Origin of the sequence: Thalassotalea hakodatensis, assembly GCF_030295995.1 — a bacterium.
GTDB classification, from domain to species: Bacteria; Pseudomonadota; Gammaproteobacteria; order Enterobacterales; family Alteromonadaceae; genus Thalassotalea_C; species Thalassotalea_C hakodatensis.
The window spans coordinates 1,387,270-1,402,447 of record NZ_AP027365.1 but is presented as its reverse complement, the minus strand read 5'-3'; the positions used below and the strand labels follow the sequence as shown (position 1 = coordinate 1,402,447).

The following is a 15,178-nucleotide window of genomic DNA, read 5'->3' as shown; positions in this document are numbered from 1 at the left end:
TAAATTTACTGTGTACATAAGGTTAATGTATGCATACTACTTGACTTAACGAGTAACAATTTTGTGTTCAGGAGTAGTATTCACCAATGCTTTTACTCGTTCGTGACTGATAACACCATCATGCAAAACACTTGAATAAGCGTGCAGAGATACATGTACTTTCATTTCACTGAACCCAGTCAAAATAGTATTTGCATTCTCTGGAGATACACCACCAGCAATCACTAACTCAATTTCGTTACCTGCAACACTAGCGAAAGACTTTAAGTTTTCCATACCAGATATTGCATCAGATGCAGCGCCCCATTGAGAGCCACTAGTTAATACTCTATCCACACTTAACCCAATTAATTGTAATAACGCTGACTTTTTATCAATAACAGCATCAAATGCTCTGTGGATGCCCACTTCAAGTCCAAATGTTTTTGATAGTAAAATTAGCTTTTGCATTGCCGCCACATTAAAACTTTTCCCCTTTTCAGCTAACACACCAAACACCACGCCGTCAGCGCCAAGCTCAGCAGCACATTTTACTTGCTCAACCATTTGATCGATCTCTTGTGTGTTATAACAAAAATTTCCAGATCTTGGCCTTATCATTACCATTAAGCCTGAACGTTTAAATGCTTGACGTGCCACCTGAATAGACTCAACACTAGGTGTTAGGCCGTCTTCAGACATTTCGCTACATAATTCAATACGTTTTGCACCCGCTCGATAAACTTTTTCAATGTTTTTAGAAAGTTCTATTTCGTTATCACTATCAATACAAATTTCGACGTTATTCATTATTTAATTTCAACTAAACCAATATTACTGGAAAGCACATCTTTACTATGGCCGTGAATCATAAAGCCAATTTTATCAATCACCTTCCCCTTATAAGGTGCAAGATCAATCGACATAGTTGTCCATTGTTTATTGTTTGAAATTAATGGGTATTTAATCCGTATGTTGTCAACAGTCTCCAACCAAATCCATAATGATTTTGTTATAGTAGTATGCTTAAAAGTTACCGATAACTGAGCTTCGTTATCTAATAAAAAAGCCGTTTTATATAATGGTATTTTCGTAAGTTTTAGTTGCTTATCAGCACGAAGTGCCAGAGAATTTCCGCCCAAAAAAGCTTGTTCAAAATCATAAAAAACATCTAATTCATCATTCCCAACAATAGCAAATTGCCACGTAGGTAATATGTCTTGCTGACTAACATCATGCCATTCTTGATAGATCACCTCACCCTGTTCCGCTTTCATTAAACCATGTCCAGTATTAAAGCTCGTACGAAATGGTAATGTATTTAGCGTAGTTTTAGCTGGCACAAATTGTCCGATACCTGGCCACTGCCCGTCTGGATCTTTTTTATCCAGATTCCCATCTAAACCGGCAAACAACTTTCTTTCCGCCTGATAAAAACGACGGTAATCAGTTTTATCTTTTTTAAACTGACTGTAAGCTTTCGTGTGTTCATTTCCACCGAAACTGTAATTGATGTCGTTACCAAACAATGCAATTGAACTTAACCCTTTTGTACCACTTCCTGGAAACAACTTATAAAGCCAATCGCTTTGCTCAAACATACGCTGTGCATTTCTATTCGGAGATAAATCAGCGCCAAAATATAAATCATAGGGAGAACGGTTCACTTGCTTTACTAAATGATTTGAAGCGTTAACCATGTCCTCATTCCACCAATAATTAATAAACATAGCATCACTAAATCGTTGGTTTTCTTGTTGAAAATAAGGAATATTTTTTTCATTGAGCTGATTTTGCCAGCGCACAGAGCCATCTAGCAGCATGGAGTCATACCAATGAATTTCCATTTCGCTTGGTGCATTTTGCGTAAGGTAAAGCATAAAGTCCTGCATTTTTTTTCCTAAGCGCGCAGCATTCTCATACTCAAATTTCCCTTTGATCACCTCTCCTTCTGCATTTTTCATCAAGGTAAGGTTAGTTTCAGGGTTAATCAGCCATCCATCAAAGCCATAATATTGGGCTAACGTGATCAACTTATCTGCGAAAACAAATCGTCCTTGACTGTCTTTTTTTAATAACTTTTCCACGGTTTCGACGCTGCCACCGTATTGAGCAACAGATAAGTACACGGTTCCAATAACTTTGACGCCATTTTTATGTGCCGTTTCCACCCAAGGTCTAGACGGTAAACTTACGGTTTCATTTGCCGTTCCAGCAAACCAGTTAAGTACATCAATTTGCGACCAATGAGTAAAATTATAAAGATTAAATTTTTTCTGTTCGTTAAGATAATTGGCAAAATTATTCATGCCATCTGGGGCAATAAGTACGCGCACCTTGCCGTCTAGACTTGCGCTATGCTCATCATAGGATGCAAGCATTCTAGGTTGTAAATCTACTCGAGAAATATTGTTTTTATCCGCCCATTTTGAAGATGGCGACCATTGTTCTACTTGACTTAATGTCAATGAAAATGGTGGACGGTTATTATTAATCTCTGCCCAACTGCTCACAGACAAAGTAAATAACGTTATGATAGATAACAAATAGTGTTTTAATTTCATGATTAATTATAGGTTTCAAGCTGATTTTATTACTCTATATTCTCTCAATACAAAATACAGAGTAATAAACTCAATGAAAAATAAGAAACAATGCACATGCAAAACTTGATTGGTGTGTAAGGGAGTCAATCTCAGCACATGTACATTGTTTCTTAAGAGCTTTAGTCGATTACAGGTCCAATTAACTCAATTTCAGCTATTTGCATCAAGGTATCATCACCTTTATTTTTCGTAATATTGATACGGTAAGTGGTGTATGCAAAACCATTACCCATTTCAAATAACTTACGTTCAAAGCGATTATCCCAAGATTCACCTATCCAATTAGCAATCGGTGACCAAGTAACACCACCATCGTTAGAACCTTGTAAATTAAAGTTCTCAGGATCTCGGCCTTCACTATCATTAGCACTCGTAATTGCTATGCTTGTCACTATTTTCTTTTCAGAAAAATCAATTTGCACCCAAGAAGGATCTTCCACCGATGGAGCTCCCGCCCAATCGTTATGATCTAGCCATTTAGTGTTGATATCATTATCGAATGCCATAGCTGCCGCTTCTGCATCACCGATGTAATTTCTAGCCGTAAATACAGCACTTGGATCTGACGAATGATCAATCGATTGATACTGAGGACCATTTAGCTCAATTTCAGCAATTTGCATTAACGTATCATCACCTTTATTTTTAGTGATATTTAAGCGATAAAAGTTAAAACCAAGGTCATTGCCGAAGCTAAATACTTTGCGCTCGAAGCGTTCATCAAAGCTCTCACCAATCCAACTATTTAGCACAATCCAGTTTTCACCGTCATTAGAGGCTAATAAGTCGAAATTTTCCGGATCACGAACATCAGCATCATTAGCACTTGTAATTGCTAGCTGGTTTACCGTAGCAGCTTCTGGTAATGCCACTTGCACCCATGAAGGATCTTCAACTGTTGGTGCGCCAGCCCAATCATTATGATCTAACCACTTAGTATTAACATCCCCGTCAAAAGCCATTGTTTCAACTTCCCCGTCACCAATCCGGTTACGGGCGGTAATAGTAGCTCCTGGTGTCATACCATGATTCAAACCAGCCATTTCAGGACCAATCAATTCGATTTCAGCGATTTGCATTAACGTATCATCACCTTTGTTTTTGGTGATATTTAAACGATAGCTAGTAAAGGCTAATACATTATCAAAGCCAAAAACCTTACGTTCAAGGCGCTCATCAAAGGCTTCACCAATCCAACGGCTAAGCTCAATCCAAGTAACACCACCATCATTAGAAGCAACTAATGTAAAATTCTCTGGATCACGTGCATCAGCATCGTTTGCACTTGTTAGCGCTAAAGCATTTACGGCAACAGGTTCAACAAAATCAATTTGTACCCATGAAGGATCTTCAACCGTTGGCGCACCAGCCCAATCATTATGGTCTAACCATTTAGTTTCTAGATTATTATCAAATGCCATAGTCCCTGCTTCATTGTCACTAATACGATTACGTTCCGTAATCGTACCTGAACCTACAGGGTTAGTATGATCCACACTTGCATGAACAGGTCCCACTAACTGAATTTCAGACAGTTGCATTAACGAATCATCACCTTTATTTTTAGTAATATTAACGCGATAATGCGTGTAAGCGAGACCATTTGAGAAACTAAACCCTTTTCGTTCAAAACGTTCATCGAAAGATTCACCAACAAAAGTTGCTAAGGTAGTCCAATTTTCACCATCGTTTGAAGCAACAATATTGAAGTTTTCAGGATCTCTAGCATCAGCATCATTTGCGCTAGTGATAAATAAACTATTTACCGCATGAGCTTCTTGAAACTGAATTTGTATCCATGCAGGGTTTTCTTCAGTTGGAGCGCCTGCCCAATCATTATGATCTAACCACTTAGTAGTAACATCGCCATCAAAAGCCATCGTTTCTGCTTCAGCGTCACCAATACGATTACGCGCTGTAATAATTGCACCCGATAAGTTTTCTGCTGTTGTTATTTCTTTAACAGGACCGCCACTTGAGGCACTATCAAGAAATGTCAGTTCAACATCAATGACCTCTTCTGCGCTTACCCCTAACTGTTCAAGAAAAGGAATAGCACTAACTGACGCTAATAATCTTTCTCTTAATGGTTTCAAAGCGACTTCATCACCATTTAATGCAGCTTCTGTACGCGAAACAGTTTCATCGAACAGTGCATTAAAATTTTCAAATTCGCTGATGTTAGCAAATGCCGCATTAGCAAGAGATAACTTAATGGTTTTTGCATCAGCCAATATATCTGTGCATGATTCTTCAGTTACCTCATCACCATTTTCATCAACAACAGGGTTACCTTCTTCATCTACCAAAGGAATAGTTTCACAGGATTGATCAACAACGAAGTTTTCATAGGATTCAGCGCTTATAAGCGGAGTATTAAAGACATTAGTGCCTGGCGAAAAAACCCCAATAGCTTTTAAAGTATAAGCCGAGTATTCTGCCATCGCTAAATCAAATAGCGCTTTAACGCCAATATTTTTACCTTCTGCTGCGGCCTTTTCTAAAAGCGAAGTGGTAATCGTAGTAAATGAATTCGCAGTAAAGTTGGCATCAGCGTTATTATCTGCGCTACTTGCATATGGAACATTAACATACACAAGTGATGTTAGATTAGCACCGGTTAAGGGTGCCCCGCTTAACTCTCCACCTAATTCAACACTAGCACAATTAATGGCATCACATGCCATACGTGTTTCATTATCAGCGGTAACGCTGATTTTAAAGGCACTATCAATGCCAAAACCGGCATTAGCTTCTACCATTAAGTCGATATCACCGCTGCTATCAGTATGATTATCAGATGTGATCGCAATACCGGCCCCATTGAGTTGGCTTACGAGCACTTTTGCATTACTCATAGTACCCTTAATAACACTACCGCTGATGTCGGCAGATGTTCTGTCATTTACAGCCGCTCTTTCAGGAATATCATCAGCTTTGGTTTCATCACTACTACACCCGACTAACGCGCTCATTGCCAATAATGTGGCAGCAGACGCCTTAGTTAAATTTAATGTTTTCATTTCTGTTCCTCTACCTAATTTTTCTTATATGCGTTTTTCACGCTTATGATTCAAAGGGATCATCAATTAAAATCTATAAGTTGCGCCTGCATAAAAGCGACGACCACCATAGCCATTTGCAATAAAACGATTTTTAGTATCATTGCCTAAATGACGATAGGTTTCTGACTCAGTAAGGTTGACGACTGATGCAGAAAAAACCAAATTTTCACTAAAGTTGTAGCTGGCATTCACATCAATTTGATCGTATGTATCGTTATAGAAGTTTGTTTCCCAAGATGATACATATGCACCAACAGAAGGACCTTTACGGTTATATGACGCTCTTACACTGAATAAATCGTCTTCATAAAATGCTGAAAAATTCATTTGATAATCAGATGAACCAATTAACGGTGATTCACCCACTTTATTACCATCTAGCTCAACATTTGCTTGGTTTGTATCGTTGTAGGTGTAGTTGGCATAAAAACCAAAACCATTTTCAAAGAAATGTTGCCACGAAACCTCAATACCTGTTGACTCAGCATTCGTTCCATTAGCATTTGTTCGATAGTTTCTAACAAGAAAGTTCTCGCCACCGGCGGAAACCGTCTGGTTACCCGCTGTTTCTATAATAAACTCACGAACAGGCACACTACGAGTAACATCTAAAATCAGCGGTACAACAAAGTTGTCTACATCTTTTTTGAAAACAGCGATACTGGCGCCTGAACCTTCTCCGTAATAGTATTCTAGAGAGAGATCAAACTGCGTTGACTCTAGTGGTTTCAGACTTGAATTACCGCCTGAACCAACCCAGCCTTCAGCATCATAAATAGGGTCAAATGCGGTTTCTAATGAACGATCAGCAGAGTACTCACTTGAGGTGTAAGTAAGTGTTTGAAAATCACCTAAATCTTGATAAGCAGGACGTGAAATTACTTTAGCCGCAGCGCCACGCATGACCCAAGAGTCATTGATATCCCAGACAATATTAAAACTTGGTAGCACATGGGTTTGCTTATTAACTTTATCATTGAGGATGAACTCTTCTGGGCGTCCTTGATCTTGACTTATTTCATTACCATCAGCATCTTTATAATCTAATCGATACACAACTTTGTCAGTTGCAGAGCTCGTGGTTTCAGTTTCGACAAATCTCAAACCAAAATTACCACGCAGATCATTATATTTATAATCAGCCTGTATATAAGCAGATAAAATATCTTCTTCTACTTCATAAATAAAGTTTGGCTCTTTGCGCGTATATCTTTGGAAATTACTGTTAAGAATTTCCTCATATTTATGCCAATCAACCGCTGGAAATAAATTAGTATTAATAACATCTGATAAATTTTCTAATGGTTTATCCGCTAATACATCAACTATTAATGGGATACCACCATTTCTTGAATAATCATCATCAAGAGTAATGCCATTACCGGCTTCTGCTGCCGCAACATCAAAATCTTTATCAAGGTAGAAAGTATTACGAGTATCTCTGTGAATTTTCCCTTGACGATATTTAACACCAAAATGCAATGTTTCAATCATTTTATAATCAAGTGTATATTCTACGTCAAGTTGAGCATAATCTTCTTCTTGTGTACCAGTAACAAAACTAGAGTCTGTTGCACCTACATCAGGATCACCACCTATGCCAGCCTGAAGGTTATTAAACATTTCAGGATCCATATACGTGGTTAATTGTTGTCCCGTTAAATCATAACCATAAAAAGTCGAGGCCTCTTTAGGGTAATAAGCAGCTCGATATTTTTGAGAAGGTCCACCTTCAGCTTCTGTACGACCAAAGATAAATTTTGCAGTGTAATCATCGCCTTCATATTCAACAGAAAAATCAAACGTATCTGAAGTCGATTCTTCTCGAACGTATTCACCATTAATTCTTGGTACGTCAAACAATTGTTCGGCACCGCCCGCACCGTTTGAGTAATCAATCCCTGTTACCCATTGTGCATCTGCGTCTACCCGAACATTTGTCCAATAACTGTCTTTATTATGCCATTCTGGATATTCAAGCTGATGTAATACAGAATCTTGTCCTAACTTAAAGCCAAAATAGTTAAAACCCAATAACCATTTTTCATTCATTTGCCATTGTGCTGTAACCTGAATACCTTCTCTTTCTCTGTCTTCTTCAAGTACTTCTTGAACCATACTTTGAGCAGCGTAGCCTTCAGCACCACCTTCCACAACTTGATTATTTTTGCGCTCTTGATATAAGAAGTTTTGGTTAATAATATTGATACGAGCGTTTTGAGCACGATTAGTACGATCTTGTCTGGTATATCCAACAAGTAAACCAATATCTTCTGCATCATTCTTCCATGAATAAATACCGCTAAACTGAGGTTCATGTTTATCAGTAACATCCGCATAAGTTGACTCTACATTGAGAACACCAGAGTTTTTTTCCATATTGAGCGGTTTTCGAGTATGTAGTAATACTGAACCACCAATACCACCTTCATCTAATCTCGCTTCTGAAGATTTATAGACTTCCACCATTTCAATCATTGTTGAAGGAAGTAATGAGTATGAAAATGAACGGGATGGACTTCCTGGGGAAGAAGCGATGAAGTTTCCATTTAACTGTGTAAATGTGAAGTCAGAAGATAAACCGCGAATACTTACCGTTGCCCCCTCTCCACCACTTCGTTCAATAACGACACCTGGTACACGCTGCAATGAATCCGCTATGTTTTTATCCGGAAACTTACCAATATCTTCAGCAGTAATAGCTTCTATCGTTGAGTTAGATAGCCTTTTGATTGCCAAGTTAGCCGCTGATGATGCTCGGATACCACGAACTTCAATGACTTCTACTTGATCAGTTTTCTTTTCACTACTCTCTACTTCCTCTGCATGTACTACCCCGATTGAACACAAGATAGCAGTGCAAATGACAGATTTTTTAAAGGTTGTAGAAAAAGGGACTTTCACTGATGCCCCTACTTTGTTCGCCTTCATATCACTCTCTCCCAAATTTATTGTTTTCATTTTTTATGATTTTATTTTTATCGGAATAATGCTCGAACATTCCTTACCACAGCTATTGGTAAAACAAAACCAATAGTAAAACCCATTATCCCACCCTTAATGTAATCGATTGCATACTTGATTAATAAAAAAGCTACCTAATGCTCTGAATAAATAGCTATTTATTAAAAATATGTTTCCTTTTTACCCTAACTGCAATCGATTACAATTGATTTGATATTAAATTGAAATTATTTTTCTGTCAACAGTTCATCTGTACGTTTTTTAATTCATATAAAAATAATGAATTAGTTATTCTTTAAGTGAAAACTACATAGTAGATAAGTATAAAACAGCTAGACACAATACAGTCGCATAAGATATTCCACCTAAAAAAGTAGTACCTAACGCTCTTTATCCAGCATTTCATAATGCCATTTCTTATATGACTCTAGCTCTTATGATGGATGTAGCCTTGAAGGATCGCTGTACCTTAAGAGCAGATAAGCAAAATGTTAAATTGAAATTTCCTAAGAAAATACAGTAACCTCTTTATGTATAACTTGACGTTACTTGTCCAGAGCTTTCCCGTTCCAATAAGCTGAAAGGAACAATTTCCCTGTCTTTAATCAGGGGTTGATTTTTAATTTGCTTAAGCACAACTTCAACCGCTTTACGGCCCATTTCATAAGCAGGTTGGTCGATGGTCGTTAAGGGCGGATCAACATAGGCGGATACTTTAATATTATCAAAACCAACAACTGAAATATCTTCCGGTACTGATAAACCTTGTCTTTTAATTTCGTGGATAGCACCGATTGCAATATCATCATTAAAACAAAAAATAGCCGTTGGCCTATCTTTATGAGCTAACAGCTCCCTAGCTCCTGCTTCGCCAGCCTCAATGCTATACTCACCACCAACGATCAACGCGGCATCAAGAGCTATTTTCTCTTCTTGTAAGACACTTTTTATGCCGCCTAAGCGATCCCGATAAATTTGACTTTCTTTTTGACCACCTATCACGCCAAAATTTCTATGCCCGTAGCTCACTAAATGATTCGCTAATGCTCTACATGCTGAGTAATTATCTAGTTCCACCACCGGATATTGTTTTTTTGATACGATTCGCTCACATACACTTACCATAGGAATATTTTCGGCAAGATCCTGATCACTTTTAGAAAAAGGAAAAGAATGATCTAGATGTATCAACCCATCAGCTCGGTTAGATAATACCATACCAGCATATTCATGCTCACGAGCAGGATCACCTTGCGTATCTCCTAATAACACCGAATAACCACTTTCTTGAGCCGCTTGTTCAATTCCTTGAATAATCTTTAAAAAGAAAGGGTTAGAAAGATTAGGTACAAGAATAACGAGAGAATTAGAGCGACCTGTTTTTACGCTTGATGCTAATACATTAGGCCGATAACCAGCCTCTGCAATTGCTTTAAAGATTCGCTCTCGCGTATTAACATTTACCATATCAGGGTTTTTTAATGCTCTGGATACTGTCGCTGTAGAAACACCAGCGAGTTGACAAACTTTTTTTATTGTTGACATTGTTTCACGTACCCCCCAAAAGTAAATTGTAAACTCGGAACAAAAATGCAACCGATAACATCTATGTCAAATTATCCGTTTATAATTTGACATAATATCGCATTAAATTCTATGGCATTCATTAAATTTTAATAGCTATACATAAGAATTTCCTAATTATTTTTAACTTGTTTAAAGTCAGAGACACAAATCTCTATTGAATTAAATAAATTCATCGTATAACATCTTAAAAGATGCAATCGATTACATAGTAATATTCCATCTATGAACGCCTTGATGAAAACATTAAAAAACTATAAATAAAACAACAAACTAATAAAAGATGAAGACTCAATAATGAACAAGTCAACCTACTTTTTATGCTTAGCATCTGTATTGCTGTTTGGCTGTGGCCAACAACACTCAGTGAAAGTCCAAAAACCGGCAATACAGAATTTGAATATTGTTAAAGAAGATTTAGTACAATATGTAAACCCGCTAATGGGGACAGATTCCAAATTTAGCTTATCAAATGGCAACACCTACCCTGCAATAGCAACGCCATGGGGCATGAATTTTTGGACGCCAATGACCGCTAAAATGGGTGATGGATGGACTTATAAGTACTCTGACAATAAAATTAGAGGCATTAAACAAACTCACCAACCTAGCCCTTGGCTAAATGATTATGCCGCTTTCTCTTTAATGGCAGTAACCGGTGAGTTAAAGTTTCAAGAAGATAAACGAGCATCTTGGTTTTCACATAAAGCAGAAACATCATCACCGCACTATTATCAAGTATATCTAGCTGATTACGATGTAAACGTTGAAGTTGCACCAACAGAACGCGCTGCACATTTTAAGTTTACTTTCCCAGAAACTGATAACGCTTATATAACTTTAGACGCATTTAATAAAGGCTCTATGGTAAAAATCATTCCTGAACAGCGTAAAATTATTGGCTATGCTCGGAATAACCATGGCGGCGTACCTGAAAATTTTCATAATTATTTTGTTGCTCAATTCGATAAAGACTTCGAACTCACACACACTTGGAGAGATGAATGGCAACTTGTTGAAAGCTCTACTGACAGTGAAGGCGATCATGTTGGTGCCATTATTGGTTTCAAAACTCAAAAAGGGGAAACTGTTCATGTAAAAGTGGCGTCTTCTTTTATTAGTGCTGAACAAGCAGAACTTAATTTAACAAGGGAAATTGGTAATGACAGCTTTGCAGCAACCAAAGTCAAAGCACATCAGGCATGGCAAACCGAGCTTTCTCGCTTAAGAATTGAAGATGACAATGTTGAAGACGTACGTACTTTTTATTCGGCACTTTATCGCGTTTTATTATTCCCACGGAAATTTTACGAGTACGACCAAAACAATCAAATAGTACACTATAGCCCTTACAATGGTGAGGTTTTACCTGGGTATATGTTCACAGACAATGGATTTTGGGACACATTCCGTGCAGTATTTCCCTTCTTTACCTTAATGTATCCATCAATGGATGCACAAATAATGGAAGGCCTAGCAAATACCTATAAAGAATCTGGTTGGTTACCTGAGTGGGCAAGTCCTGGTCATCGTGGTGTCATGATAGGCTCTAATTCAGCGATTAATATTGCCGATGCATACATAAAAGGGATAAGAGGGTTTGATATTGACACCTTATATGAAGCAATTATCAAAAATGCGACTGTCAATGAAGGCCGCCCGGTAAGCTCTGTCGGTCGTGAAGGCGTTGATTACTATAATAAACTTGGCTACGTTCCTTACGATGTTGATATTCATGAAAATGCCGCACGAACGCTTGAATATGCTTTCGCAGATTTTAATATTTCAAAATTAGCAACATTGCTTGGCAAAACAAAAGACGCTGACTTGTACCGTGAAAAAGCATACAACTACACTCATGTTTTTGATCCAGATACTAAATGGATGCGCGGCAAAAACCAAGATGGTAGCTTTCAATCTCCCTTTAATCCATTGAAGTGGGGAGACGCTTTCACTGAAGGGAATAGCTTGCATTATACTTGGTCAGTTTTCCAAGATATTGAAGGCCTCAAGCAACTAATGGGTGGTAATGATGCATTTGTTGCCAAATTAGATGAAGTATTTTCAATGCCACCAAAATTTGATGATTCATACTACGGATTTACGATTCATGAAATAAGAGAAATGCAAATTGTTAATATGGGTAATTATGCTCATGGAAACCAGCCTATTCAACACATGTTGTACCTTTACAATTATGCGGGGCAGCCCTGGAAAGGACAAACTAAACTTAGAGATGTAATGAACAAGCTCTACTCCGCAACACCAGATGGATACGCTGGTGATGAAGATAATGGACAAACGTCAGCATGGTACATTTTCAGTTCGCTAGGTTTTTATCCCGTCACTCCAGGTACCACTCAGTATGTTATCGGAAGCCCATTGTTCGATAAAGTGACCATGACGCTTGAAGACGGCAAGCAATTTGTGATTACGGCTAAGGATAATCTAAAGCAAAATCATTTTATTCAATCAAGCTCATTAAATGGAAAAACCTATAATAAAAGTTGGTTAGATCATCATCAAATCCAAGCAGGTGGTTCGCTAGAATTTTCAATGGGAGAAACCCCCAACAAACAATGGGCAAATGCTAAAGACTCTATACCTTATTCACTGTCTACAGAGAAAAAATGATGAAAAGTCTTGATAGCAACATTAACCGTTATTAGTCGAAAAAAATCACCTAGTGACGCTATTTTAACAACAACCAAAAACGAATAAAGGCAATAATATGGCTGGAAACATTCCAACGGGGAATACATTTAAAGCAACAGGAGCAATGAATACTAAATTTGCTTTTATTGCGATGACAACCTTGTTTTTTATCTGGGGATTTATTACTGCATTAAATGACATTTTAATTCCTCATTTAAAAGCGGCATTTGATCTTAACTACACTGAAGCAATGTTGGTGCAATTTTGCTTTTTTGGTGCTTACTTTATTATCTCTCCTTTCGCGGGTAAATTAATTGAGAAAGTAGGTTATCAACGTGGCATCATTATTGGTTTACTTACCATTGCAGCTGGTTGCCTCTTGTTTTATCCAGCAGCAGAAGTTGAAATTTATGCCATTTTCCTACTTGGCTTATTTATTCTTGCTAGCGGCGTCACAATATTGCAAGTATCAGCCAACCCATATGTCGCGATCCTGGGTTCAGAAACAACAGCAGCTAGTCGCCTCAATTTAGCGCAAGCTATTAATTCTTTAGGTCATACTTTAGGCCCTGCATTTGGTGCAGCACTTATATTTGGTGGTACAGCGACAATCATAGCCGCAACGGCAGTTCAGTTACCTTATTTAATTTTAGCCAGTGTCATGATAATTACAGCGGTGATATTTAGTCGTATACAACTTCCAGTTATTACTGACGTTGAAACAACAGATACCACAGAAGCGCCTAATGATTCTGTTTTTAAACACCCTCCACTTTTGTTTGGTACCTTAGCTATCTTTTTGTATGTAGGGGCAGAAGTCTCTATCGGTAGCTTTCTCGTTAATTTTTTTGCAGAAAGTCATATTGGTGGTTTAAGTGAGCATGAAGCCAGTAAAATGGTGTCATATTATTGGGGTGCGGCCATGATCGGACGTTTTATTGGTGCCGCTTTAATGAGAATCATTAGACCATCATTTTTATTAGCCTTTAATGCCATGATAGTTATTTTACTGATCACTTTAACTGTTAACAGTAATGGTCAAACTGCGATGTGGGCGATCCTCAGTGTAGGTTTTTTCAACTCAATTATGTTTCCTACTATCTTTACCTTAGCCATTAAAGGACTCGGTCCATTAACCGGTCGAGGGTCTGGCTTATTATGCCAAGCAATTGTCGGAGGTGCGGTTATTCCAATGCTTCAAGGCGTTGCAGCTGACGTAACATCAGTACAGGCTAGCTTTATCGTACCTGCTTTTGCTTATGTTTATATCGCTTGGTACGCACTAAAAGGCTCTAAAAGTACGAATATCAACAATGCAGCAGAGGTAAAAGCATGAAACCCGTCTTATGTTTTGGCGAAGCGCTAATCGATTTTTTAAATACAGGAAAGCAAGAAGACGGTCCCCTTGTTTTGAATAACTATCGCCAATATCCAGGTGGTGCGCCAGCAAATGCTGCGGTAGCTGTAGCCAAACTTGGCGGTAAAGCATTATTTGCAGGTCAAGTAGGTAATGATGCCTTTGGTCACTTTCTAGAACAAGCATTGATAGAATATGGCGTTGATACTCAGTTTTTAACCAAGCACCCTAGCGCCAAAACGGCGCTAGCATTTGTTATGCTAGACAGTGAAGGTGACAGAAGCTTTTCTTTTTATCGTGATGGTTCCGCAGATGTGCTTTTTAGTGAACAGCAGATTGATGATAAATGGTATGAAGATCAACCTTTATTTCACTTTTGTAGCAATACACTAACTGACAAAAGCATAGCGATAGCAACTAAAGCTGCCGTTACACGAGCAAAAGCGAAGCAGTCATTGGTAAGTTTTGATGTTAATTTACGTCATAATTTATGGTCTACTGGCCAAGCTAATGTACAATTAGTTAATGAACTCGTTTATATCTCAGATATTGTTAAGTTCTCACGTGATGAATTAGAGTACCTCGCCCAAGGGAACAATCAAACTTACATTCAATCCTGTCTTGATAACGGAGTCTCATTGTTAGTTATTACAGATGGCGAGCATCCAATTGAGTTTTACTCAACCATTGGACAAGACACAATACCAGTACCTGATATTAAAGCTGTAGATACAACAGCAGGCGGCGATGCATTTAGCGGTTCTCTGCTATTTGCATTAAGTAAATTGTCAGAACCAAAAACTGCGCTGTTTTCAATGGATATACTTAGAGAGTTAATTACGTTTGCGTCAAACTGTGGTGCTCATACAGTAACTTTACCAGGCGCATTTCCTGCCCTACCTCGCTTTAGTGATATAGAACAACATTGGCCAACAGATCTTTATCTATAACCATTGATACCCGATTTG

At 38.0% G+C, this 15,178-nt stretch carries 8 protein-coding genes; 3 read left to right on the top strand and 5 right to left on the bottom strand.

The window, feature by feature from the left end; all coding sequences use genetic code 11:
* Positions 1-45: 45 nt before the first annotated feature.
* From QUE72_RS06155 to QUE72_RS06135, 5 genes are all read right to left on the bottom strand, one after another.
* Positions 46-789: a copper homeostasis protein CutC gene (locus QUE72_RS06155; protein WP_286272223.1), complete on the bottom strand. Its 744-nt coding sequence runs from the start codon at positions 787-789 to the stop codon at positions 46-48.
* The gene (locus QUE72_RS06150) at positions 789-2,543 is read right to left on the bottom strand and encodes an endo-beta-N-acetylglucosaminidase (RefSeq protein WP_286272222.1); all 1,755 of its coding nucleotides are present in this window, start codon (positions 2,541-2,543) and stop codon (positions 789-791) included. The genes QUE72_RS06155 and QUE72_RS06150 overlap by 1 nt, the downstream gene beginning before the upstream one ends.
* A 161-nt stretch (positions 2,544-2,704) precedes the next feature.
* On the bottom strand, positions 2,705-5,608 hold the full coding sequence (locus QUE72_RS06145; protein WP_286272220.1) for a discoidin domain-containing protein: 2,904 nt from the start codon (positions 5,606-5,608) through the stop codon (positions 2,705-2,707).
* A 66-nt stretch (positions 5,609-5,674) separates the two neighbouring features.
* The gene (locus QUE72_RS06140; protein ID WP_286272219.1) at positions 5,675-8,581 is read right to left on the bottom strand and encodes a TonB-dependent receptor; all 2,907 of its coding nucleotides are present in this window, start codon (positions 8,579-8,581) and stop codon (positions 5,675-5,677) included.
* 561 nt (positions 8,582-9,142) lie between these two features.
* Positions 9,143-10,159, bottom strand: coding sequence for a LacI family DNA-binding transcriptional regulator (locus QUE72_RS06135; protein ID WP_074498135.1), 1,017 nt, complete (start codon positions 10,157-10,159; stop codon positions 9,143-9,145).
* 336 nt (positions 10,160-10,495) lie between these two features.
* Here QUE72_RS06135 and QUE72_RS06130 point away from each other — a divergent pair, with 336 nt between their 5' ends.
* The 3 genes from QUE72_RS06130 (at position 10,496) to QUE72_RS06120 (ending at position 15,160) form a co-directional block, all read left to right on the top strand.
* Complete coding sequence (locus tag QUE72_RS06130) at positions 10,496-12,832, top strand: GH92 family glycosyl hydrolase (RefSeq protein ID WP_074498138.1); 2,337 nt, start codon at positions 10,496-10,498, stop codon at positions 12,830-12,832.
* A gap of 97 nt (positions 12,833-12,929) precedes the next feature.
* Positions 12,930-14,189: a sugar MFS transporter gene (locus tag QUE72_RS06125; RefSeq protein ID WP_286272216.1), complete on the top strand. Its 1,260-nt coding sequence runs from the start codon at positions 12,930-12,932 to the stop codon at positions 14,187-14,189.
* On the top strand, positions 14,186-15,160 hold the full coding sequence (locus QUE72_RS06120) for a carbohydrate kinase family protein (protein WP_074498142.1): 975 nt from the start codon (positions 14,186-14,188) through the stop codon (positions 15,158-15,160). The genes QUE72_RS06125 and QUE72_RS06120 overlap by 4 nt, the downstream gene beginning before the upstream one ends.
* The last annotated feature ends 18 nt before the right edge of the window (positions 15,161-15,178 follow it).

What these genes read in the sequence shown, in the direction of transcription:
- QUE72_RS06155 (WP_286272223.1), bottom strand. Translation starts at nt 789, where the DNA reads ATGAATAACGTCGAAATTTGTATTGATAGTGATAACGAAATAGAACTT.
- QUE72_RS06150 (WP_286272222.1), bottom strand. Translation starts at nt 2,543, where the DNA reads ATGAAATTAAAACACTATTTGTTATCTATCATAACGTTATTTACTTTG.
- QUE72_RS06145 (WP_286272220.1), bottom strand. Translation starts at nt 5,608, where the DNA reads ATGAAAACATTAAATTTAACTAAGGCGTCTGCTGCCACATTATTGGCA.
- QUE72_RS06140 (WP_286272219.1), bottom strand. Translation starts at nt 8,581, where the DNA reads ATGAAGGCGAACAAAGTAGGGGCATCAGTGAAAGTCCCTTTTTCTACA.
- QUE72_RS06135 (WP_074498135.1), bottom strand. Translation starts at nt 10,159, where the DNA reads ATGTCAACAATAAAAAAAGTTTGTCAACTCGCTGGTGTTTCTACAGCG.
- QUE72_RS06130 (WP_074498138.1), top strand. Translation starts at nt 10,496, where the DNA reads ATGAACAAGTCAACCTACTTTTTATGCTTAGCATCTGTATTGCTGTTT.
- QUE72_RS06125 (WP_286272216.1), top strand. Translation starts at nt 12,930, where the DNA reads ATGGCTGGAAACATTCCAACGGGGAATACATTTAAAGCAACAGGAGCA.
- QUE72_RS06120 (WP_074498142.1), top strand. Translation starts at nt 14,186, where the DNA reads ATGAAACCCGTCTTATGTTTTGGCGAAGCGCTAATCGATTTTTTAAAT.